Source organism: Pontimicrobium sp. MEBiC01747 (assembly GCF_053601635.1).
On record NZ_JBSHNS010000215.1, the window covers coordinates 54,314 to 76,932 of the forward strand.

Annotated in this window: 29 protein-coding genes; 9 read left to right on the forward strand and 20 right to left on the reverse strand. The window is 31.5% G+C overall.

Annotation, left to right across the window (positions count from 1 at the left end):
- Positions 1-45: 45 nt before the first annotated feature.
- Positions 46-663 (reverse strand): thioredoxin family protein, encoded by a 618-nt coding sequence (locus tag ACVC2P_RS07030; RefSeq protein ID WP_452597768.1) that lies wholly within the window; start codon positions 661-663, stop codon positions 46-48.
- An 80-nt stretch (positions 664-743) separates the two neighbouring features.
- On the opposite strand from ACVC2P_RS07030, the gene ACVC2P_RS07035 reads away from it, so the two are divergent.
- The 3 genes from ACVC2P_RS07035 to ACVC2P_RS07045 all read left to right on the forward strand — a co-directional run bounded on the left by ACVC2P_RS07035 (position 744) and on the right by ACVC2P_RS07045 (position 2,050).
- Positions 744-992: a hypothetical protein gene (locus ACVC2P_RS07035; protein WP_452597769.1), complete on the forward strand. Its 249-nt coding sequence runs from the start codon at positions 744-746 to the stop codon at positions 990-992.
- On the forward strand, positions 979-1,542 hold the full coding sequence (locus tag ACVC2P_RS07040) for a DNA-3-methyladenine glycosylase I (RefSeq protein ID WP_452597770.1): 564 nt from the start codon (positions 979-981) through the stop codon (positions 1,540-1,542). Before ACVC2P_RS07035 ends, ACVC2P_RS07040 begins: the two co-directional genes overlap by 14 nt.
- A gap of 253 nt (positions 1,543-1,795) precedes the next feature.
- Positions 1,796-2,050, forward strand: coding sequence for a hypothetical protein (locus tag ACVC2P_RS07045; RefSeq protein WP_452597771.1), 255 nt, complete (start codon positions 1,796-1,798; stop codon positions 2,048-2,050).
- Between the two features lie 79 nt (positions 2,051-2,129).
- Here the strand turns inward: ACVC2P_RS07045 and aat are convergent, their stop codons facing one another.
- The 4 genes from aat to ACVC2P_RS07065 all read right to left on the reverse strand — a co-directional run bounded on the left by aat (position 2,130) and on the right by ACVC2P_RS07065 (position 5,495).
- Complete coding sequence (aat, locus tag ACVC2P_RS07050; RefSeq protein ID WP_452597772.1) at positions 2,130-2,753, reverse strand: leucyl/phenylalanyl-tRNA--protein transferase; 624 nt, start codon at positions 2,751-2,753, stop codon at positions 2,130-2,132.
- Between the two features lie 8 nt (positions 2,754-2,761).
- Complete coding sequence (locus ACVC2P_RS07055) at positions 2,762-4,138, reverse strand: short-chain fatty acid transporter (RefSeq protein ID WP_452597773.1); 1,377 nt, start codon at positions 4,136-4,138, stop codon at positions 2,762-2,764.
- Positions 4,139-4,228: 90 nt separating this feature from the next.
- On the reverse strand, positions 4,229-4,603 hold the full coding sequence (locus ACVC2P_RS07060) for a DUF3127 domain-containing protein (RefSeq protein WP_452597774.1): 375 nt from the start codon (positions 4,601-4,603) through the stop codon (positions 4,229-4,231).
- A gap of 43 nt (positions 4,604-4,646) precedes the next feature.
- Positions 4,647-5,495 (reverse strand): flavin reductase family protein, encoded by an 849-nt coding sequence (locus ACVC2P_RS07065; protein ID WP_452597775.1) that lies wholly within the window; start codon positions 5,493-5,495, stop codon positions 4,647-4,649.
- A gap of 123 nt (positions 5,496-5,618) precedes the next feature.
- On the opposite strand from ACVC2P_RS07065, the gene ACVC2P_RS07070 reads away from it, so the two are divergent.
- Both ACVC2P_RS07070 and ACVC2P_RS07075 read left to right on the forward strand, forming a co-directional pair.
- A complete protein-coding gene (locus ACVC2P_RS07070; RefSeq protein WP_452597776.1) occupies positions 5,619-6,794 on the forward strand; it encodes a sensor histidine kinase in 1,176 nt (391 codons plus the stop codon).
- Between the two features lie 11 nt (positions 6,795-6,805).
- Positions 6,806-7,159, forward strand: a complete 354-nt coding sequence (locus tag ACVC2P_RS07075; protein ID WP_452597777.1) for a hypothetical protein — start codon at positions 6,806-6,808, stop codon at positions 7,157-7,159.
- Here the strand turns inward: ACVC2P_RS07075 and ACVC2P_RS07080 are convergent.
- The gene (locus ACVC2P_RS07080) at positions 7,154-7,543 is read right to left on the reverse strand and encodes an HIT family protein (protein ID WP_452597778.1); all 390 of its coding nucleotides are present in this window, start codon (positions 7,541-7,543) and stop codon (positions 7,154-7,156) included. The genes ACVC2P_RS07075 and ACVC2P_RS07080 overlap by 6 nt on opposite strands.
- Positions 7,544-7,637: 94 nt before the next feature.
- Positions 7,638-8,111, reverse strand: coding sequence for a transcription elongation factor GreA (gene greA / locus ACVC2P_RS07085; protein ID WP_452597779.1), 474 nt, complete (start codon positions 8,109-8,111; stop codon positions 7,638-7,640).
- Positions 8,112-8,264: 153 nt separating this feature from the next.
- Here greA and ACVC2P_RS07090 point away from each other — a divergent pair, with 153 nt between their 5' ends.
- The gene (locus ACVC2P_RS07090) at positions 8,265-8,717 is read left to right on the forward strand and encodes a hypothetical protein (protein ID WP_452597780.1); all 453 of its coding nucleotides are present in this window, start codon (positions 8,265-8,267) and stop codon (positions 8,715-8,717) included.
- 99 nt (positions 8,718-8,816) lie between these two features.
- Here ACVC2P_RS07090 and ACVC2P_RS07095 read toward each other — a convergent pair whose 3' ends face one another.
- The 9 genes from ACVC2P_RS07095 to ACVC2P_RS07135 all read right to left on the reverse strand — a co-directional run bounded on the left by ACVC2P_RS07095 (position 8,817) and on the right by ACVC2P_RS07135 (position 16,651).
- Positions 8,817-11,060 (reverse strand): TonB-dependent receptor, encoded by a 2,244-nt coding sequence (locus ACVC2P_RS07095; protein ID WP_452597781.1) that lies wholly within the window; start codon positions 11,058-11,060, stop codon positions 8,817-8,819.
- A 273-nt stretch (positions 11,061-11,333) separates the two neighbouring features.
- Positions 11,334-11,741 (reverse strand): alternative ribosome rescue aminoacyl-tRNA hydrolase ArfB, encoded by a 408-nt coding sequence (gene arfB, locus ACVC2P_RS07100; protein WP_452597782.1) that lies wholly within the window; start codon positions 11,739-11,741, stop codon positions 11,334-11,336.
- A gap of 1 nt (position 11,742) precedes the next feature.
- Positions 11,743-13,296: a DUF4301 family protein gene (locus ACVC2P_RS07105; RefSeq protein WP_452597783.1), complete on the reverse strand. Its 1,554-nt coding sequence runs from the start codon at positions 13,294-13,296 to the stop codon at positions 11,743-11,745.
- The gene (locus ACVC2P_RS07110; RefSeq protein WP_452597784.1) at positions 13,293-13,862 is read right to left on the reverse strand and encodes an AAA family ATPase; all 570 of its coding nucleotides are present in this window, start codon (positions 13,860-13,862) and stop codon (positions 13,293-13,295) included. The genes ACVC2P_RS07105 and ACVC2P_RS07110 overlap by 4 nt, the downstream gene beginning before the upstream one ends.
- Positions 13,823-14,455 (reverse strand): nicotinamide riboside transporter PnuC, encoded by a 633-nt coding sequence (pnuC, locus tag ACVC2P_RS07115; RefSeq protein ID WP_452597785.1) that lies wholly within the window; start codon positions 14,453-14,455, stop codon positions 13,823-13,825. The genes ACVC2P_RS07110 and pnuC overlap by 40 nt, the downstream gene beginning before the upstream one ends.
- Complete coding sequence (locus ACVC2P_RS07120) at positions 14,439-14,699, reverse strand: hypothetical protein (protein ID WP_452597786.1); 261 nt, start codon at positions 14,697-14,699, stop codon at positions 14,439-14,441. Before ACVC2P_RS07120 ends, pnuC begins: the two co-directional genes overlap by 17 nt.
- Before the next feature lie 3 nt (positions 14,700-14,702).
- Positions 14,703-15,272 (reverse strand): adenylate kinase family protein, encoded by a 570-nt coding sequence (locus ACVC2P_RS07125; RefSeq protein WP_452597787.1) that lies wholly within the window; start codon positions 15,270-15,272, stop codon positions 14,703-14,705.
- 11 nt (positions 15,273-15,283) lie between these two features.
- Positions 15,284-16,006 (reverse strand): geranylgeranylglyceryl/heptaprenylglyceryl phosphate synthase, encoded by a 723-nt coding sequence (locus ACVC2P_RS07130; RefSeq protein WP_452597788.1) that lies wholly within the window; start codon positions 16,004-16,006, stop codon positions 15,284-15,286.
- A gap of 18 nt (positions 16,007-16,024) precedes the next feature.
- Positions 16,025-16,651, reverse strand: a complete 627-nt coding sequence (locus ACVC2P_RS07135) for a 4'-phosphopantetheinyl transferase family protein (RefSeq protein WP_452597789.1) — start codon at positions 16,649-16,651, stop codon at positions 16,025-16,027.
- 147 nt (positions 16,652-16,798) lie between these two features.
- Here ACVC2P_RS07135 and ahcY point away from each other — a divergent pair, with 147 nt between their 5' ends.
- Positions 16,799-18,115, forward strand: coding sequence for an adenosylhomocysteinase (gene ahcY / locus ACVC2P_RS07140; protein ID WP_452597790.1), 1,317 nt, complete (start codon positions 16,799-16,801; stop codon positions 18,113-18,115).
- Between the two features lie 86 nt (positions 18,116-18,201).
- Here ahcY and ACVC2P_RS07145 read toward each other — a convergent pair whose 3' ends face one another.
- The 4 genes from ACVC2P_RS07145 to ACVC2P_RS07160 all read right to left on the reverse strand — a co-directional run bounded on the left by ACVC2P_RS07145 (position 18,202) and on the right by ACVC2P_RS07160 (position 20,553).
- A complete protein-coding gene (locus ACVC2P_RS07145; RefSeq protein ID WP_452597791.1) occupies positions 18,202-18,975 on the reverse strand; it encodes a hypothetical protein in 774 nt (257 codons plus the stop codon).
- A gap of 94 nt (positions 18,976-19,069) precedes the next feature.
- On the reverse strand, positions 19,070-19,330 hold the full coding sequence (rpmA, locus tag ACVC2P_RS07150) for a 50S ribosomal protein L27 (RefSeq protein ID WP_013869859.1): 261 nt from the start codon (positions 19,328-19,330) through the stop codon (positions 19,070-19,072).
- Positions 19,331-19,373: 43 nt separating this feature from the next.
- Complete coding sequence (gene rplU, locus ACVC2P_RS07155) at positions 19,374-20,024, reverse strand: 50S ribosomal protein L21 (RefSeq protein ID WP_452597792.1); 651 nt, start codon at positions 20,022-20,024, stop codon at positions 19,374-19,376.
- 76 nt (positions 20,025-20,100) lie between these two features.
- Positions 20,101-20,553 (reverse strand): DUF4199 domain-containing protein, encoded by a 453-nt coding sequence (locus tag ACVC2P_RS07160; protein ID WP_452597793.1) that lies wholly within the window; start codon positions 20,551-20,553, stop codon positions 20,101-20,103.
- Between the two features lie 197 nt (positions 20,554-20,750).
- Here ACVC2P_RS07160 and ACVC2P_RS07165 point away from each other — a divergent pair, with 197 nt between their 5' ends.
- Both ACVC2P_RS07165 and ACVC2P_RS07170 read left to right on the forward strand, forming a co-directional pair.
- Positions 20,751-22,070 carry a M16 family metallopeptidase gene (locus tag ACVC2P_RS07165; RefSeq protein ID WP_452597794.1) on the forward strand — a complete coding sequence of 440 codons (1,320 nt, stop codon included), beginning with the start codon at positions 20,751-20,753 and terminating at the stop codon, positions 22,068-22,070.
- A 19-nt stretch (positions 22,071-22,089) separates the two neighbouring features.
- On the forward strand, positions 22,090-22,619 hold a 530-nt coding region (locus tag ACVC2P_RS07170; protein ID WP_452597795.1), incomplete at its 3' end, for a M16 family metallopeptidase.

Below are 22,619 nucleotides of genomic sequence, written 5' to 3' on the forward strand. Positions count from 1 at the left end.
TTTAACCACGCTTGAGTGCAATTTAATTTTTGCTAACTAATTCTATTATCTTAACAGTGCAACTAAATCTTTAATTGCATTTTGGCCTTTATCTTTATTATACCATTGTTGTAAATCTTCTTTAAACTCTGGTGTTAATTTACCATGCTCGGCTTTATAATCGTTTACTAACTTGGTAGCTTCGCTTGGTCTTGGTCCAAAAGTATTTACAATATCTCCAGTAGTATTGTCTAACATTATTAATTTAGGAATAGATTTCCCTCCGTTAGTTAAAAACTGATTCATTAAAGCTTCATTTTCGTCTCTAAGCACGACTCTAAAATCAATACCATCATTTAAGTCCGCAACTTTATTCATTACTGGCATTAAATGTGCTGCGTCTCCGCACCAACTTTCAGTTAGTACAATCCAAGTCATATCTCTATCTATAGTCACCACTTCTGTCTTAACCTCATCAGACACTTTTATCGTTTTATCCCAACGTTTCATTCTGCGATCGTTTAGCATGGTATAGTTTGCTAAAGCTTCGCTTTGTGTTTCTCCTGTAGTCCCATTTTTAGCAACTAATTCTTTTACTAATTCTCTATACTCCTGATAGCTTGTACTTTTTGTTAAACTATCGTTTATTATTTTACTTAAATCTGCTTGTTGTATTGTTTCCATATTATAAAAATACTATAACTTTTCTTATTTTAAAGTACAGTTCTTACATTAGTAGTTACATTATAAAATTCCTTACAGCTATGAATAGTATCAAACATTTTAATAGAATACGATGGATTTCTAAAATTAGTTTTATTATTATGTTTATTACAGAAAGGTTTCATTATTCCGAAGGGCTTCCTACAGAAGAAAGTACTATATTTAAGTACTTTAAAATTGGGTTTCTAATTGTTTTTATCGTGACTTCAATTATAGAAAACAAACTCATTATTAAAGCAAAAGACAAAGAAATAGAATCTTTAAAACAACAGTTATATGGCAAAACATAGATGTGGCTGGTGTGTTGGTGACGATTTATACGAAGCCTACCACGACTTAGAATGGGGTGTTCCTGTTTACGACGACCACCAATTATTCGAATTTTTAATTCTTGAAACGTTTCAGGCTGGCTTGAGTTGGATAACTGTATTGCGAAAACGTGAAAACTTCAGGGATGCTTTCGATAATTTCGAGTACAAAAAAATAGCACAATACAATCAAGATAAAATTGATGAGTTACTACAAAATGCAGGTATTATAAGAAATAAACTAAAAGTAAAAGCGACCATAACCAATGCACAGGCTTTTATTAAAGTACAAGAAGAGTTTGGTAGTTTTAGTAAATACATTTGGGATTTTGTAGATGGTAAACCTATTAAAAACAAATTAAAAAACTATAAAGACACTCCTGCTAATACACCTTTAAGCGATGCCTTAAGTAAAGACTTAAAAAAACGCGGTTTTAAGTTTGTTGGTAGTACAGTAGTTTATGCACACATGCAAGCTACTGGTATGGTTAATGATCATGAAGTGGGGTGTTTTAGATATAATGAGGTCTAGTTAGTGGTTAGTTGTATTGCATTTAAAATAAGATGCTAAGAAGATTATAATAGATGAGAACTTATCCAGAAAATACTGAAGAACTAGAAAAAAACACAGTTTTAGTTTCCCTTTAGATAACAAAAAATTAGAGCTTATTCATAATAATGTTATTTTACGTAATGATATTGCATACGTATTTTTCAAATACAGAATCTTAAATTCACTGAAAAGGCAAAATCTATTTGAAAACGAATTATCCAGTGAGTCGTTTTTGGACAAAAAATTTAACCAAACGGACAGACTTAAAATTTATAAAGCGATAAAAAATCAGCTTCCTATGCCAGTTAGTAAGAGAAAGAAATTGAGTTTACATTCTTTGTTTCATTTAAATGAAGAACCAAAAATCGATACTAGGGTATTAACAATTAAAGACTTAATTTTTGATTTAATCAAGCAAAATAGATTAACTATTAAAGGGGAATTTGAAACATTTTTTAAACATGAGCTTGATAGCTTAAAATACTAAAACGACACTACAACTATATGTAAAAATGTATTAAAACGCATTTTACACAAACCGTTAAAATAAATCGTTTAAATTACCACTATAAAAACCCCATAAAATCCGCTCTAGAAATATCCTTTGCGCCCAAGCTTTCTAAATGATTTGTATAGACCTGACAATCTATTAGCTTATAATTAGTGTGCTGTATAAAGGTTATAAATGCGGTTTTACTGGCATTACTTTCTTTAGCAAACATACTTTCGCCGCAGAATATACCGTTTCCTAAATCGATTCCATAGAGTCCTCCAACTAGTTGTTCTTCTTTCCAAACCTCAACAGATTTTGCATAACCTAATTCGTGTAGCTTAGTATAAGCCAAAATCATATTTTTAGTAATCCAAGTTCCAGATTGTCCTTCTCGTTTAGCCAAAGCACATTCTTTAATAACAGAAGAGAAATCTTTATTTACTGTTACCTCGTAATCGCAGTTTCGCATAAACTGTTTCATACTTTTTGATACTTTTAATTCTGAAGGAAATAATACAAATCGTGGGTCTGGAGCCCACCATAATATTACCTCATCTTCATCGAACCAAGGGAAAATTCCGCTTTTATAGGCTAATATTAAACGCTCTGGAGATAAATCACCTCCAACCGCTAAAAGCCCTTCTTCGTCAGCTTCAGAAACATCTGGAAATACTATATTATAATCTAAAAGATGCATATTTCAGTTTAAAATAATAAAAGCCCTAGTATGTAAACTACTATACCTACACACATTAAAATAAGTGTATAAGGCAGTATTTCTTTGGCTTTTAGTTTTGTTATTCCTAATAATGGTAATGCCCAAAACGGTTGTAACATATTGGTTATTTGGTCTCCATAAGCCAAAGCCATGATAGCTTTGGGCAAAGGCACTCCTAATTTTAATGCCGACTCTACTACTATTGGGCCTTGTATTGCCCATTGCCCTCCTCCACTTGGCACAAACACATTAACAATTCCTGCGCTTATAAAAGTAAATATTGGTAATGTTGTTTCGTTGGCTACAGAAACAAAAAAATCTGAAATAGAAACTACTATACCTGTACTTTTCATTATGCCCATAATACCAAAATACAATGGAAACTGAATTAAAATACCAGAGGTTCCTTTTATAGCTTCTTCTACTGCTTTTAAAAAATTACTAAAATTTTTATGCAACACAATAGCTAAGCCTAACATAAAAAAGTTTAACATGTTTGGTGTTATCGCCAATTTGGTTAATGCTCCCCAATACTGATAAAAAAAAGTGATAAGCAAAACGATACCAAAACCTACTCCAAATATTTTAGAGTAATCTAATTTTTCGGCTCCCTCGACATCTTTTACATTAGAATCCTTAAAATTATATGTTTCTAACCGTATGGTTGTTGGCTTTGTTACTTTTGCTATTCTGGTTAATACAAAAGGAACAGTTATTAACAAAACACCAAATAATAGTAAATTCCACCAGCTAAAAATAGTGGCGTTAAATGTTATACTTTCTGGAATTTGATTAATAAGGTTTGTAGAAGAAATATCTCCCATAAATTCGCGAATATGGTTTTGTTCTGCAACTTTTATTGGTGCAGAACCACTTATTCCTCCATGCCAAACCATTAAACCAACGTAGCCAGAAGCTCCTACCAATGGGTAATTTAATGGAATGTTGTTTTCTTGTGCATACTCCCCAACTTTTCTAGCTAATATGGCTCCAAAAATAAGCCCTAATCCCCAATTACAAAATGCAGCAATCATTGTTGTTACGCTTACTAATATAACTGCAGTAGTGGTATTTGTTACATTTTTAGATAAATCGGTAATTAATCTGTTTACAGGTTTACTTAAAACAAGAACATGACCTAATACTAAAATAAGCATCATTTGGTAAGCAAAAACTAGCAAACCTTTACTCCAAATACCAGCTTCCCAAAAGCTTAATATAGATAATAAATGGTACTCTTCTTTTGGGGCTTCTGTAAATAAAAACGCTAATAGTATTGTTACTAAGGTTAGTATAACTGCAATGGTAAAAGGAGATGGTAAATACCTTTTAAAAATAGTTTCTATTGCTTTGGTAATATTCATAGACGAAAAATAATGCAATTATTTAAAACAAAAAAACGACAATGTTTATTACAAACATTGCCGTTTAATATATTAACTAAGTAAAATCGCTTAGAATGGTAAATCGTCGTGATCTTCTTCTTTTAAATCTGTAGCTGGTTCAAATGCTTGCGCTGGTGGCACTTCTGGCATTCCTGCTGGAGCTCCAGTTTGTACACCTTCTATTCTCCACCCTTGAATTGAGTTAAAATATTTAGTTTCTCCTTGTGGATTAACCCACTCTCTTCCTCTTAAATTGATGCTAACTTTTACATCTTGTCCAACTTGGTAGTTGTTTAATAAATCGCACTTATCTTGAACAAATTCTACTAAAATATGCTGTGGGTATTGCTCATCTGTAGTAACTACTAGTTCTCTTTTTCTAAATCCGTTACTTCCAAAAGTTTGTTCTTGCCCTACTAGCTTTACTTTTCCTTGTACTTCCATTACTCTATATAATTATTTTAAATATTCGTCTTTATTTTATTGCTTAAGATAATAATACATTCCAAGCCTCTTCTAAGTTTCCGTAACTTAATAAATCGTGTGCTTTTTTATGTTTTTCTTCTGTCGTTAAACTTTGTAAATTATGTTCTATTATATAAGCGTCATTTCTGCTTGGTAATATTTCCACATTAGCCAAAACTCCTAAATCGTTTCCTGTTAAAATAGTACTGTTTCTAATAGCTTCTGGTAAAGCATCCACACCAATCCCTAGGGTTGATAATGGTTTTGGTATTTCAAAAAAACCAGATTTTGCTCTACTATAATAACTTCCTCCTGCTCTAGATACTAAATCTAGTTTTACTTGATCTATACTTCCGTTATCGTCTAAAACAGCATCGTCTATATGTAATTTAACAACTTCGCATATTACTAAATTACCTGCGCCACCTTCTGTACCTAATGCAACTATTTCGTTTACTTTACACTCTAATTGTACAGGGGACTCTGCTACACGAAATGGCTTTACAATATCGCTTTCTAGCATTGTTAAACCCGCTTTTTCAAATTCATTTACGCCTTCAGCATACTCTGTACTACTTAAAGACATTTGCTGTACAATATTATAATTAACTACATTAATAACCACTTCTTTAGTTGCTTGTGCGTTTTCCAAAGTGTGTTTTGTTGTATTATTTCTTACACGACGCGCTGGTGAAAAAATAAGTATTGGCGGATTTGCACTAAATACATTAAAGAAACTAAACGGAGATAAATTAGGATTTCCTTTAGCATCTATTGTACTTGCAAAAGCTATTGGCCTTGGTGCAACAGCGCTAAGCAAATAACTATGCAACTTTCCAGTTTTCAGTTCTTTAGGATTAAATGTAGCCATTAATTAATTATAATTTTGGCAAATGTACCTATTTTGATAATGAACTAAAAATGATTTGTCATTATGCTTACACAATATTATTAACAGATTTGCATTATATTAACATCTTAAAATCTAAACTAGATGTTTTTTACTAAACACAGACAACTTTTTCGTTGGGTTATTGTTGCAGCTTCTTTTGCTATTGTCTCTCTTATTCTATGGAATACTTATGTGTTTTTTCAGAAGTTTAAAGAAGAAGAGCGTGCTAAAATGAAAACTTGGTCTTATGCTCATGCAGATTTAGCCCAAAGTGTTATTGATATAAATGCCAATGTTAATCCCCTAACTACACATATTATTACAGATACAACAATAACAACTCCTATGCTAGTATTTACTAAAGATGGAGAACTTAATAATACTAACAATATTGACACTTCAAATATTAAAGATGTAAAGCGTTATATAAATAAATTAAAAACCCGTTTTCAAGAACAAAATCAACCTATACCTTTAAGTTACAAATTAAAAAATAAAACAATAGATATAGGCACGCTCTATTATGGGAATGCTCCTCTATTAAATAAGCTAAAATATTATCCTTTGGCTTTACTACTAATTATTGTTTTGTTTGGTACGGTTGTTTATTTGTTCTATAAAAGCAATAAAAATGCTATACAAAATAAGTTATGGACTGGCATGGCCAAAGAAACGGCACACCAAATAGGTACACCATTATCTTCTTTAATTGGATGGACAGAGATATTAAAAACCGAAAATGTAGATCCAGATTATATATTAGAAATTGAAAAAGATATCGATCGTTTAAAAACAATCACCGATCGTTTTAGTAAAATAGGATCTATTCCAGTGCTTGAAAAAGCTGATATTGTTGAAGAAACCAAAACGTCTTTCGACTATTTAAAAACACGTTCTTCTAAACTAATTAATTTTAGTTTGAAACTCCCAATGACCCCTGTATATGTTAACTTAAACAAGCAACTTTACAGTTGGACTATAGAAAATCTTGTAAAAAATGCTATTGATGCTATGAAAGGTAAAGGTGATTTAACTATAGAAATGGTTGCTTTAGAGAAATATGTTAGTATTAAAATTATAGACACAGGAAAAGGCATTGCTAAAAGCCAGTTTAATACTATTTTCGAGCCTGGTTATACTAGTAAAAAAAGAGGTTGGGGACTTGGTTTATCTCTAGCTAAACGTATTATTGAAGAATTCCATGACGGAAAAATAAAGGTATTACAATCTGAAATAGGAAAAGGTACAACATTACAAATTGCATTAAAAAAACTATAATTGATTTTTACATGACTACGAAAAAATATATTACAGTTAAAAAAGTTTCATTGAATAATAATTGCCCTGAATGTTTTAGTAAAGAAGGCTTACAGTTAACATTTAAACAACAGTTTATTGAAACTGCTTTTTCGAAATCTGTAACTCAAGAAGCTCGAACAGAAATGCATTGCGATGTTTGTGATACTGCTATTTATCCTGAGCGTTGGACAGAAGACATAGAGCGTGTTTACGACTATCAATTTAAAGCCTTTACACCTAAAAAAACATCTAAAAAATATAAAAAGCTTTTTTGGATATTACTAACTGTAATATTGGTTATTATAGCTACAGTTATTACACTTTTAACAATGAAAAATTTATAATGCTTTTTGTATCGTTTGTGCAGTAATATTAAACTCTTCTTGAGTTAATACTACTTTATTTATAAAACGGGCATCTTCCATAGTGTTAAGGGGAATTAAATGTACGTGTACATGAGGCACCTCTAACCCAATAACAGAAACCCCAACACGTTTACATGGTATCGTTTTCTCTATAGCTAGGGCTACTTTTCTAGAAAATTGCATTAAACCGTTATATGTTGCCTCATCTAAATCGAATAGCTTATCGACTTCTTTTTTAGGAATACAAAGTGTATGGCCTTTAGCATTAGGATTTACATCTAAAAAAGCCAAGAAATCTTCAGTTTCTGCAACCTTATAACAAGGGATTTCTCCATTAACGATTTTAGTAAAAATTGATGCCATTATTTTTTAAAGTGTTAGATTGAAAATTAAAGATAAAAAAAGATTCCTGCTTTATTACTAAAACAGGAATCTTTTATATGTTTATGCTATAAGTTTATCTTGAAATTTCTATTATATCAAATTTCATGATTCCACTTGGTACTTTAATTTCTGCGACATCCCCAACAGATTTACCTAATAAACCTTGTCCTATAGGCGAATTTACAGAGATTTTACCTGCTGCTAAATCGGCTTCTCCATCTGCAACTAAGGTATAAGTCATCTCCATTCCATTAGTCTGGTTTTTTATTTTAACAATGGAAAGCACTAAAACTTTAGACATATCTAATTGAGATTCATCTATAACGCGGGCTCCAGCTAATTGGTCTTCTAATTTAGAAATACGCATTTCTAACATTCCTTGCGCTTCTTTTGCTGCGTCGTATTCTGCATTTTCACTTAAATCACCTTTATCTCTAGCTTCGGCTATTGCTTTAGATGCTTTTACACGCTCCACATCTTTTAATTGTCTTAGCTCCTCTCTTAGTTTTTTTAATCCTTCTGGTGTATAGTATGATACTTTACTCATAATTTTTTCGTTTTACTTAAACTTGCGCTTTGATTGCAAAGTGTATAAACACAAAAAATCTCGTTTTCACGAGATTGTACTGCAAATATACAAAATATTTATTTCAGTATTCATTTTGTTGTAAATTGCAAGTCTTAAAATATGTTAGAAAAAATGAAAAAGATTTATTTAGTATTTGTTTTACTATGCATGGTACTACTATCCTGTAAAAAAGATGATGATGATGTAACCCGAAATCAGAACATTCCTAATGCTGCTTTTGATACTGGAGGTTTAATTAACACTAGTTTACCACAGTTTAACAACTTATTATTTCCTGGTAATTTTATTACCTTGAATGATAATTATGGCATTAATGGTATTGTAGTGTATTATGTTGGGGGAACTAATTACAAAGCTTATGAATTAAGTGACCCTAACCACCAATTAAACTCGTGCTCTAGACTAACAATGGATGGTACAAATGCTGTTTGCAATTGTGATGACGGCAACTCTTATTTAGTTCCTGGAAATGGTTTACCTCAAACTGGTACTAACGGGCAATTCTCTCTAGTACCTTACCCAGTGGAAGTTAATGGAAACATTATACGCGTTTTTAATAATTAATAATTTATTATACAAAAAAAGCCAGAGACATATAATGCTCTGGCTTAATTTATTTTAAATCTGTCAACCTATTTTAGGACAACACAGATTATTCTTTTATTAGAACTTTAAAGTTGCTCCTACTAAAAAGTTAGTTGTAGCTTGTGGATAATATCCAGCACCTTCTATCGTTTTTATTTCACCTGGTACAGAAAAATCGTCGTCGAAAGTATAATAATACCCATTAGACACATACTTTTCTCCAAATATATTATTTACTAAACCTGACAACAGAATAGACTTAAATATTTTTTTTGTTTTTATCTCGTAGGTAATATTAAGATCGTTCACAAAATAGCTTTCTAATTTTGAAACATCGGAGTCTGTATTCCCCATAAACTGCTCGCCAACATATTTACTTAAAAAGGATAATTGTAGCTCTTTTGTTGGTTGAAATACTATAGCATTTGCTGCTATTAATTCTGGAGAGAATGAAATATTTGTTTTTCCTAAGTTTACCAATTCTCCATCTATAGATGCAAATGTTTCTTTATTTTTATTAGAACTTACTGTTATATTTGGCTGTATTGCCAGCTTGTCTGTTAATTGTACTGCCGCTTCTAATTCTAACCCTAATCTAAAGCTTTCTCCAGCGTTCCCTCTAATTGGTGCTCCAGAATTGTCTAAAGCTCCTGTTAATACTAACTGCTCATTGTATAGCATATAATAGGCATTGGCATTAAACCTAAATTTAGAACTCGTATGTCTCCATCCTAATTCAAAATCATTTAATTGTTCTGGTTTAATATTAGGGTCACTTTCAAAATCACTTCTGTTAGCTTCTCTATTTGCTCTTGCATAAGAAAAATACAAGTTATTTTTATCATCTAAATTATACGATAATCCAGCTTTTGGATTAAAGAATGAATAACTTTTATCAATTTCAAATAAAACATTATCTGAATTTGTTCCACTAGTATCGTAATCTACCTTACGTACTTGTAAATCTCCATATAAACTTAATTTATCATTTAATTTATACGTTGCTTTAGCAAATACACTAAAATCGTATTTATTAGAGTTACCATCATAATAATGATCTCTTATATTACTATTGCTTGCATATTGTGCCCAAATAATTTCTCCAAAATGATCCCCATCGTAAGAGCTGTAAGACAATCCTGTGGTTAAATTAAGTTTAGAGTCTTTATAATTTACATTTGCATTAAGAACATAGAAATCGTTATCTAACCATCGTCTTCTTACATAATCTTGAGAAGATATATTTACTCCATTAACTTCTATAGGATCCAAACCTATGAATGAAAATTGAGCATCAGATTCAAAATAGATATTAGAATAGAGATAATTATCAACGTACTCTTCAAAAAAACCTCGTCCATATGTATAATTAAGCCCTAGATTAGTAGACCAATTGTTATTAAAACGTTCGTTCCAATGTAATTGAAAATGGTCTTGTTTATAATTATCTACTTGATTATCATAAAAGCCTTCAAAATTACCATTATCATCAAACTTTATCCCTCCTAAATTAAATGTTCTATTATCATCTAGATTAGGGTTTTCTCCTATTGCTGCTATTGTAGCTGGATCAAACCCAAACCAAGCTTGGTATGTTACTTCATGCCCTCCAAAAGCCAAAGCTTTTATTAATCGGTTACTATCTACATAAGTACCTTGTAAGAAATATGATTTTAAATCGGACTCTGCTCGGTCTATATATCCATCAGAATTTATTTGAGATAAACGACCTGCAATTTCAAAATGATCATTTAATAACCCTGTGCTGTATTTTACGTTATGTTTTCTTGTATTAAAGCTTCCAAAAGTATTAGAAATTTCTCCATTAGCTTTATCTGCAACAGCATCGGTTAAAATATTTACACTAGCTCCAAAAGCTCCAGATCCATTTGTAGAAGTACCAACACCTCTTTGTAATTGTAAACTTTCTACCGAAGAAGAGAAATCTGGTAAATCTACCCAAAAAGTTCCTAAACTTTCTGCATCGTTATACGGTATTCCATTAATAGTAACATTTGTAGATTGTGCACTTACACCACGTACACGAATACCTGTATAACCAACTCCTGCTCCTGCATCGCTCGTTGTTACAACGGATGGTAAATAGTTTAATAAAATTGGTAAATCTTGTCCTAAATTGCGCTTCTCTAATGCTTCTTTATCTACATTAGAGTGTGTAATTGGAGAATCTGCAGATACACGTACCGACTTTACCAAAACTTCATCTAAGGTATTTGTAGGGATAGAATCTTGCGTTTGTTCTTGTGCACTTGCACATACTGTAAACACAAATAGTGTTAAAAAAGTAAATATATTTTTCATTCGAAACGATATATTGTCGAATAAAAAGAGGCTATTATTCTTTATTATATTTTTAAATTTATTTTTTGCAAAACATTAGTTTTACATCTACTCATACTAAAACATCTATTAGACATTTTATAACTCTCGTTTCCTAAACAGCATTACCTGTTCTAGGTTCTATGGGTATGATCTCAGCCGATATAGGCACCCCTTTTTTGAAATCGGTGCAAAGATAGCGTAGTTTTTTTAATTTAAGATTTGCTTTTCTTGTTTTTTGTGAAGTTTGTTCCCTTAATCTAAATCTGGCTTTTTTCTATTGGTTTTTCTTTCAGATTGTATGCGTTTATTTTTTAATCGTTTTTTTATTACCGATTTAGGAATTTTCGTTGGTATCCGTTTTTTAGGAATTATTAATGCTGCTTTTAAAATAGCTATCCCACGTTTTATTACAATAGTTTTATTGTTATACTGACTTCTTTTTTCATCGCATTGCAATATTAAAACAGAATCTTTGGTTAGCCTGTGTGCTAACTTTTTAATGATAATTTCTTTTTGAAATTCGTTTAGTATTGTTGATTCTATAACAGAAAAGGACAATTCAACTTTAGACGATACTTTATTTACATGTTGTCCTCCACTACCCGAACTTCTTATAGCTTTAAAGTTAAATTCTTGTACTAATGCTTCAACAGAAAACATATTAAGAGACTTGGTGTGCTGGTTTAAGCAAGTCTATTACTGTTTTTACAGGATTAAAGGTAACTAAAGGGACTTCTACAAAAATAGTATTCCAGTTAGCCATGCTACCATTCCAAAGCCCAGGTAACTCCATAGCTTTTATTTCCTTACCTTCTATTGTTTTTTTAGTAATAAATGCTGTTTGTGGGTCTACAAATTTTTCTAAACAAAACACATTACCTTTATAATCTTTAATCCCACAAACTAAGTCTACAGGGTTAAAATGTGTTGCATGTTTTAAAATACTTTTTTGGTATTTATTGCTTTTATCTATCTGTGCGGATTCTACAATTTGTAACGAAATGTTACCACTTTCATCTTTTACCCAAAATGGACCTCCTCCTGGCTCTCCTTCGTTTTTAACCATGCCGCATACGCGAATTGGTCTATTTAATTTTGTTTTTAAATATTCTATTTGGTATTTAAGTGAATATTTTTCAAACTCTGGAGATATTACAACATTTAACGATGTTCTTAAAAACTGAGCGATTTCTACTAAATCTGCTTCACTATTATTTTCACTTTCTAAATCCTTTAAAGACTTAAAGACTTTCTCTTGTGTTTTTAATAATACTCCTGCTAATATTTTTTTATGTTTAGCAACTTCTTTCTCATATTCATGCACAACAACATTATCTATATTTTTTATAAAGATAACATCTGCATCTAGATTGTTTAGATTAGATAGTAAAGCACCATGTCCAGAAGGTCTAAAATATAAACTTCCATCCTTATTAATAACGGGTTCATTATCTAAGGTTACTGCAATAGTATCTGTAGATTTGTCTTGGTATGAAAACGTAATATTAAATTTAGTATTCGTTTTTTGCTCAACTATATTTTGAATGCGTTTAAACTCTTCATTAAAACTAGTATGATGTTTTTCTGAAATTGTAAAATGAAGATTCGCAACGTTATTTGATGAGGCATATAGAGCACTTTCAAATAAATGTTCCTCGAAAGCAGTAGCTAAATGGTCTTTATATTTATGAAATGGTAAAACTCCTTTAGGGTAAAAACTATAATTAAGCTTATCTTTTTCCAGCAATGTTTTAATAAAAAGTATCATTTTTTCATCATTGGACAGCGCATTATAATTGGCAACCTCGTTTTTTGCTGTTTCTAAAACCGTATTATAGAATGGAAATTTATCCAATCCAACTATAAATAGAGGCAATTCTGAAGTCTTATTTCTATTTATATAAGAGTTAACAGTTTCTTTTTCTGAATTGTAACATTCCAAAAACTGAAACAAAAACCGAAACATTCTTGTTGCTGCACCAGAAGCTGGTATAAATTTCATGATATGTAATGCTTCTTTTCTAGAATTATAGTAGTCTATAAAAAAATTATTCTCTTCATTAGAAAACTTATAAATACCATCTCCTAAGCTCGCAGCAGATTTTAGATTTACATGTGGTAATCCAGATTTAAAAAGTGCTAATTGTTGCTCTATTTTTTCAACAGTAATACCTTTATTTTCTATTTGTTTTATATGTTTCGCAGTGAAATTCACTTCTCTTTTTTTAGTAGATTATCTATATACTTTATTGCTGTTTCTAATCGTTCCTTTTTATCTCCCTTCAATAAAACATAAGGCCTTTTATACTTTATTAAAGTGTTTTGAAACGCTCTAAACATTTCTTCTCTTTGCTCAGGTTTGTCTCTTAAATCGTCTGCTTCCCAAGGTGTATCAATATAAGTTAAAAAATATAAATCGTATGTGTTTTCTAGTGCAAATTTTTCTAGTACAGGATCGCAAGATCCTAAATAGTAGGCCTCAGAATAAACCTTTGTTTCAAGTAAATCTGTATCGCAAATTAAAACAGAATTTGTTTTTTTCGCATAGTCATTCTCCATTCGCATTTGGCCTTCAGCAATAGGTAACAAATCTTTAGGTTCGCATGTTTTACGCTCGTTATTCCATTTTTCTTGTAAATATACACGAGCATACTCTCTTACCCACACCGAGTTATAGTGTCTTGCCAACTGTCTAGATAATGTTGTTTTTCCTGTAGATTCTGGTCCAAATAAAACTACTTTTATGCAGTTTGCAGGTTCTTGTTTATATTTTTCTTCCATGCTAAATAGCCAAATATAGCGATTACTGTAAATCCTAAATATTGAAAACTTGTAAATGTAAATCCTTTATAAAAATATAGTGGTACAGATATAATATCTCCTATAATCCAAAAGAACCAATTTTCTATTTTACGTCTTGCCATTAACCACATCCCTACAAAAAATATAGCTGTAGTTATAGTATCAATATATGCCGTCCACCCCGACCATTTATTAAACATATTGTAAACGGCAAATACAAATAATAATGTAGCAAAAAATATTACTATACTTATTTTTTTCTCTTTTGGTGTTGCTACAGAAATTGGCGTAACCGAAGTATCATCTACTTTACGTGTCCATACATACCATCCATAAACACTCATTATAAAATAATAAGCATTAATCATCATATCCCCTAAAAGGGTCCATTTTAGTAATAAATACACAAATATTACTGTACTTATCATACCAGTTGGAAATACCCATATTTTATTTTGTTTAGAATACCATACAGACATAAAACCAAAAATTACTGCTACTATTTCTAGCACAATATCTATGGTTGCATATTCGTAATACTGACCAAAAAAGAAATCAAAAATGTGGTTCATAATCGCTACGGTCTGTTTTTACAACCTTCATAGTTAACACACATATATCTTGGTTTATAAACGAGGTTTTAATGGCTTGATTTAAAAAAGGCATTAACTCGTTATAATCTCCAAAAATCTGTGTACTTAATGGATTCTCCAATACTGTAAATTTAGAGTCTCGTAATGCTTTTATAAATTCTATTATGTGGTGTTCGTAATCGTTTTGTAACGGTGATAATGTTAAATCTACTGAAATGTTCATTTTTTAATCGATTAACTCTCTTTTTATAATTTGGTATATCTCATCAATAGATTTATTCCCATCTAATTCTATTGTTTTAATCCCTTTATTTTTAATATAATTAACAGCAGGAATGGTTGAGTTTTCAAACTCATTAATTCTTGTCATTACTATATTACTATCCTTATCGTCTTTCCTATTTTCTTCTTTTGCCCGTATTATCGCTCGTTTTAAAAGTTCTTCTTTAGGTACTTTTAAAAAAACTATTTTATCTAAAACGCCTCCATCTTTTTCTATTACATTTATAAGATGCTTTGCCTGTTCGATATTTCTTGGATAACCATCAAATAAAATACCTTTGTCCAATTTATGATTATGATAAAATTTTTCTACAATTTTTGCTACTAAATCATCTGGAGCAAGAAGTCCTTTACTACTATACTCTGAAGCTTTTATACCTAATTCTGTTTTCGCCTCTTTTTCTGCTCTTAAAACATCTCCAGTAGACAAGTGAGTTAATCCGAAATCCTTAATAATTCTTTTGCTTTGCGTGCCTTTACCTGCTAAAGGCGGACCAAAAATTATAACATTCATATTTACTTTTATTACGCCTTTAAAACTTCAAAAAATGCTTCATCTTCCTCAAAAGCAGTTCCTATTACTACTACATCGGCTCCAGCATTATATGTTGCTTTTAATTGTTCTTTAGTTCTAATACCTCCACCTACTATTAATGGGATACTTAATACTTCTTTAGTTGATTTTATAACCTCTAATGGTACTGCTTTTTTTGCTCCACTACCAGCTTCTAAATATATTAGCTGCATCCCTAATAATTCTCCAGCTTTTGCAGTATCTATTATTAACTGCGTATTTCCTCTAGGTAATGGCTTTGTTAAGGTTACACGTTGTACCGCTGTTTCTACACCTCCTTCTATTAATAGATAACCTGTAGGTATAATTTCTAAATCTATTTCTTTTAATTTAGAAACGGCTTTTACATGCTTCCCTATTAAATACTCTGGGTTATCTCCAGATAACAGAGACAAAAATAAAAGAGCATTTGCATCTTTAGATATTTGAGTAACATCACCAGGGAATAAAACAATTGGTAAACTTGTTAAAGGTTTTAGTTCCTTTACAAAAACCTGAGTAACTTGATCTTTAACCGTACTACCTCCAACAAAAATATGAGTTGCAATAGAGGCATTAACTTTCTTTATAAATTTAGGCAAGGCATTTACCTCCATTTTATCTGGATCTATTAATACAGCAAGTAACTTTCTTTTTTTTGCGGTTTCTTTTATATTTTGAAGAACGTCTTTCATTTACACCTTTACAATATATTAGCCTAGAGCATACGCACAGGTAAATCCTTCAAACTCTAAAAACTCAGTATCATAACGTTTTTTTGCTCCTTTATAGTCTATCCAGGCTACCGTTTTGCCTTCTTCTATTGTAAAGGGAATTACAAGAAAATGCTCTTTAAATAACATGCCAGGGGTAGCAAATAGTTTGTATAACGATTCTTTTATGCCCCAAATTACAGTTAATTTATTTATGTATTCTGGGTCTGTATCTTTTAAATATTCAAATTCGTATATTATAAACTTCTTAGCAATAATGGCTATTTTATCTCTCTGTTTTTCAATATCAATACCAACTTCATTATCACTAATTATAACTCCAGAAAACGTAAAAGAATGTGTTATAGAAATATGTTTCCCGTCTTTTAAATGCGGCTTCCCATTATCATCATAAAACAAATCGGCATCAGTATAACCAAATTCTGCTAATAAATGCCTTACACTTAAAAAACCGCGCTGATGCAATTCGCTTTTCATTCCTAAAACGCGTGCTTCACTTTCTGGTTTTAAAGTTAATGGTGTAAGGAGTTCCTTGTAAGTCTCTGTAATCTTCCAGATTTTAACAGTAGTTTGTGAATTAGGATGCAGGGTTTTGTAAACAGGCATTTAATATTCTGATAGTTATTGATTATCTTTGCACTCTTAAATTGAAAACAAATATACAATTATGAACTATAAGCAATGTTGGTTTTAAAGACAATAATTTAAAAACTACATAATAACATAATTGTAAAAACGAATAAAAATTTAAAAATGAGTACAAAAACTATTGCTTACGTACCTAATAAGGTAAAAGATATGTCTCTAGCGGCATGGGGTAGAAAGGAAATTAATTTAGCTGAAGCAGAAATGCCTGGGTTAATGAGTTTACGTGAAGAGTATAAAGACTCTCAACCTTTAAAAGGTGCACGTATTGCAGGATGTTTACATATGACAATACAAACTGCTGTTTTAATAGAAACGTTACAAGCTTTAGGTGCAGAAGTTACATGGAGTTCTTGTAATATTTTCTCTACACAAGATCAAGCTGCTGCTGCTATTGCTGCTGCTGGAACTGCTGTGTATGCATGGAAAGACATGACAGAAGAAGAGTTTGACTGGTGTATTGAACAAACCTTATTTTTTGGAGAAGACCGTAAGCCTTTAAACATGATTTTAGATGATGGAGGTGATTTAACTAATATGGTTTTAGATAAGTATCCAGAATTAGCAGCAGGAATTAATGGTTTATCTGAAGAAACAACGACTGGTGTACATAGATTATACGAGCGTGTAAAAAATGGAACATTACCAATGCCAGCTATTAATGTAAACGATAGTGTTACTAAATCTAAATTCGATAACAAATACGGTTGTAAAGAAAGTGCTGTAGATGCTATTCGTCGTGCAACAGATATTATGTTAGCAGGAAAGCGTGTAACAGTTTGTGGTTATGGAGATGTTGGTAAAGGAACTGCCGCTTCTTTTAAAGGTGCAGGAAGTATTGTAACTGTTACAGAAATTGATCCTATTTGTGCTTTACAAGCAGCTATGGATGGTTTTGAAGTAAAACGTTTAGAAACTGTTGTTGGTAACTCTGATATTATTATTACTACCACAGGTAATAAAGATATTGTACAAGGTCGTCATTTTGAGGCTATGAAAGATAAAACTATTGTTTGTAACATTGGGCACTTCGATAACGAAATAGATATGGCTTGGTTAAACGGTAACTTTGGTAATACTAAAGATACTATTAAGCCACAAGTTGATAAATATAATGTTAACGGTAATGATATTATTATTCTAGCTGAAGGACGTTTAGTAAACTTAGGCTGTGCAACAGGACACCCTAGTTTTGTAATGAGTAACTCATTCACTAATCAAACGTTAGCACAAATAGAACTTTGGAACAATGTTGAAAACTATAAAAATGAAGTATACATGTTACCAAAGCATTTAGATGAAAAAGTAGCAAAATTACACTTAGCTAAAATAGGAGTTGAATTAACAGAACTTCGTGAAGAGCAAGCAGAATATATTGGTGTAACGGTTGAAGGACCTTACAAGCCAGAACATTACAGATACTAATAAAATGGTTTCTGTTTTTCTATTAGCATAGAAAAATCATAAATTAAAATAAGTGTTATAAGCCCTTACAGAAATGTAAGGGTTTTTTAATTATATCCTGTTACTAACAGGCCTCTAGCCCCTCTAATACCACATTTTTGGTATTTGTTATAAGCTTGAGCAGCGCGTGCTCTAATTTCATTATCGGTTTCATTTAAAACCCAACCCTCTATTGCTGCTTTAAGCGTATAGGCTTCTGGAGCCATTAAACCAGTTGTCCATACCAAAGGCTTAGATTTTGTTTGCTTTAAGTATGGCTTAAAATAAGTTTTACTAATGCAAGCTAGAATTATAGCTTCTCTTTTATTTGTATTTAATGGTTTAAAATTACCCTCTACACTAAATTCCATTAAACCATCATGACCAACATAAGCTAAAAGGTTAGCGCTACCACCAAACAGTAATTTTTGGTTGTTATATGCTATTGTAATTGTATTATGTCCTGCATTAGCCTCTAAGAAGCTTGTTATTGTATGTTTTATAAATTTACCATCGTAAGCATCTGCCAACAAATACGTATTAGAATCATTATGTTTAAATAATAAGCGTTCTAAAATATGAGTTTCAGGGTTTAACTGCGAAGAAACTAAAGCCCAATCTTTACTGCGTTTAAAATAGCTTTTAACCCCATATAAAGCGCCCCAATACAAATTATTATTTGCATTCTGCCCATTACCTAACTTTTTAGGTACTGGAACAATCCCTTGATTTGCATTATCACAAAGCGCGACAAAAACGTGAATGGTTTTTATATTGCTCTTATCTTGACTAAAGGTTGTATTTACATTAAGTAGAATGTATAGCAGTATGAGTTTTTTCATTTAAACACAACGAAGACAATTAAAGTTTATTGTAAAAACAAACCCCCATTCCAAATTTGGAATGGGGGTTTTAATATCTAAAAAGAAATTATTTCTAAGCTTCGAAAGGCTCTATAGAAACGTAAGATTTATTATCTTTTTTCTTTGTAAATTTTACTAGACCGTCAACTTTAGCATGTAAAGTATGATCTTTCCCTTGGTATACATTTTCACCTGGGTGGTGTGTATTACCTCTTTGTCTTATGATGATGTTCCCAGCAATAGCAGCTTGTCCACCAAAAATCTTAACACCTAAACGTTTCGATTCTGATTCTCTACCATTCTTAGAACTACCTACTCCTTTTTTATGAGCCATTGTCTTAAGGTTTTATATTGTTAAACTTAAACGGTTTTGCTAATTAAGCTTTTCCGCCATCTAATTCGTCTTGCCATTTCTTTAACTCATCCCACTTACCATCAGCAGCTAGTTGAGCTTGTGCTGGCCAAGTATCTGTTACGTGGTTTCCACGAACATCTGCAATGATTTCAGAAATCTTTGCGGCATCAGTTTTTGCTAAATCAGCAAATGTTGCTATACCAGCTTCTACTAATGTTGATGCAATTTTTGGTCCAATACCTTCAATTTTCTTTAAATCGTCAGCTTTTCCTGTTGCTTTCTTAGCAGCCTTCTTAGTTTCAGCTTTTGGCTCTGCTTTTTTAGTTTCTTTCTTTGGAGCAACTTTTGCTGGCTTTGCTCCTGAAGCTACGATGCTTTCAATTACGATTTCAGTTAAGGCTTGTCTGTGACCGTTTTTAACACGGTAACCTTTTCTTCTTTTCTTTTTGAAAACGATAACTTTATCACCTTTAAGGTGCTTTAAGACTTTAGCACTTACTTGTGCTCCGTCTATAGCTGGGGCGCCTACAGTTACATTGCTACCATCTGCAACTAAAAGTACATTATCAAAAGATACTGCCTTTCCTTCTTCTGTTGCTAAACGATTAACAAAAACTTTTTGGTCTTTTTCAACTTTAAATTGATGCCCTGCTATCTCTACAATTGCGTACATAGCGTAATGTTTGTTAATTAATTTTGTTCAAAAAATGAGTGCAAATATACTGCTAATTAATTAATCTACAAACGTTTTATGCTTTTTGAGCAATATTTCTGCTCTTTTTTAAAAGTTGCATACTATTAAGTGTTAAAACAACAGTAGTTGCAAAGCCCATAATGGCCACTACAAAAGTAACTAAACCTATACCTACATTATAATCTCCCTTAAAAACAACTAACAAGTTAGACAAAAATGAAGGCTCGACTTCGGTTGCATAAAACAAAAAGAAAACTGTAAAAATTAAAGTAGCTAAAAAGCCCGAAACAATGCCTGTTGTAAAACCAGCGGAGTACGAAAATTTATCGCCTAGCTCTAATTTATTATATCTAATGGCTTCGTAAATTCCAAAACCTACAATAATACCATTAAACAAACTAAAAACAGGCTTGGTATGTAAACCAAATAATGATAATATTAAAAAGAAGGCTATTAAACACCCACTTATTACTATCCCCAACCTAATGGGAAGCGCTAACTTCTTCATAATGAATATTTTTAAAAGGTTAGTAATTCATTTAAATATCGGGAAAAAATTGTGTAAAACCCGTAATTTTATGTTAATTTTTAGCGTATTAACTAGCATAAAACCGTTTGTGATTGTTATTTTTGTTACCCAAGTCTGTAACATTTTATAACTATTGCAGACATACTTGAAATATGATCATAAAAAACAATCTCAAAATGAAAAAAAATTTATTCTCATTAGCGGCTTTGCTATTGGCTGGATTTACAGCTACTGCGCAAGAAGTTAAGTTTGAAGAGTATGATTTAGATAACGGTATGCACGTTATTTTGCATCAGGATAATTCAGCTCCAGTTGTAACAACCTCTGTAATGTATCACGTTGGCGCTAAAGATGAAAACCCAGAACGCACAGGCTTTGCTCACTTTTTTGAGCACTTATTGTTTGAAGGCACAAAAAACATAGAACGCGGTAAATGGTTTTCTATAGTATCCTCTAATGGAGGAAATAACAATGCGAATACTACAGATGATAGAACTTATTATTACGAAGTATTTCCTTCTAATAATGTAGAATTAGGGCTATGGTTAGAATCAGAACGATTAATGCACCCAATTATCAATCAAATTGGTGTAGACACTCAAAATGAAGTTGTAAAAGAAGAAAAACGCCAAAATGTAGATAATAGACCTTACGGTAATATTATAGCCGAAATTAAGCAATACATGTTTAAGAAGCACCCATATAAAGGCACTACAATTGGTAAAATGGAACACTTAGATGCTGCTACATTAGAAGAATTCCAGGCATTTAACAAAAAATTCTACGTTCCAAATAATGCTGTTCTTGTAGTTGCTGGAGATATTGATGTTCCTGCTGTTAAGAAAATGATTAAAGATTATTTTGGGCCAATTCCTAGAGGAAAAGATATTGTTAGAAATTTCCCAAAAGAAGACCCAATTACAGAACCTATTAGAGCAAAAGCTTATGATAATAATATTCAAATCCCAGCAGTTATAGCTGCATATAGAACACCCTCTTTTAAAGAACGAGATGCTTATGTTTTAGACATGATATCTAGTTATTTAAGTGATGGGAAAACCTCTAAACTGTATAAAAAACTAGTAGATGACAAAAAAATGGCTTTACAAGTAGCTGCTGTTAATCTTAGCCAAGAAGATTATGGTACTTATGCATTATTTGCTTTACCTCATGGAGAGGTTAGTTTAGATGATTTAGTTAAAGAAATGGACGAAGAAGTAGTTAAAGTTCAAAATGAATTAATTTCTGAAAAAGACTATCAAAAACTTCAAAACAAGTTTGAAAACCAATTCGTGAACTCTAATTCTAGTATTGAAGGCATTGCTAATTCATTAGCACGTTACTATATGTTATATGGAGATGTAAACTTAATTAACAATCAAATTGACATTTACAGATCTATTACAAGAGAAGAAATGCAAGCAGTTGCTAAAAAGTATTTAAATCCAAATCAACGTCTTATTTTAGAATATTTACCTAAAAAAGATGAAAATTAAAAATATTAAAAACGTACAAATGAAGACTAAAATAACTGCAGTAATAGTATTGTTTTTATTATCAATTTCTGCCTCGGCACAAGTTGATAGGTCAAAACAACCTAAACCTGGACCAGCACCAACAATTACCTTAGAAAAGCCAGGAGAATTTGAACTTAAAAACGGACTTAAGGTATTAGTTGTAGAAAATCATAAATTACCTCGAGTTTCTTACAGCCTTACTATAGATAATAAACCAATTGTAGAAGGAGATATCGCTGGAGTTTCCAGTATTTTAGGAGCCATGCTAGGGAATGGAACTACTAATATTTCTAAAGATGAATTTAATGAAGAAATTGACTTTTTAGGTGCAAGACTAGGATTTAGTTCGCAAAGTGCTTCTGCTTCTTCTCTAACTAAATACTCTGAGCGTATTTTAGAGCTTATGGCTGATGCCGCAATAAACCCATTATTAACTGAAGAAGAGTTTCAAAAAGAAAAAGATAAAGCTTTAGAAAACATTAAATCTAGCGCTAAAAGTTCAGATGTTGTAGCTGGTAGAGTTGGAAG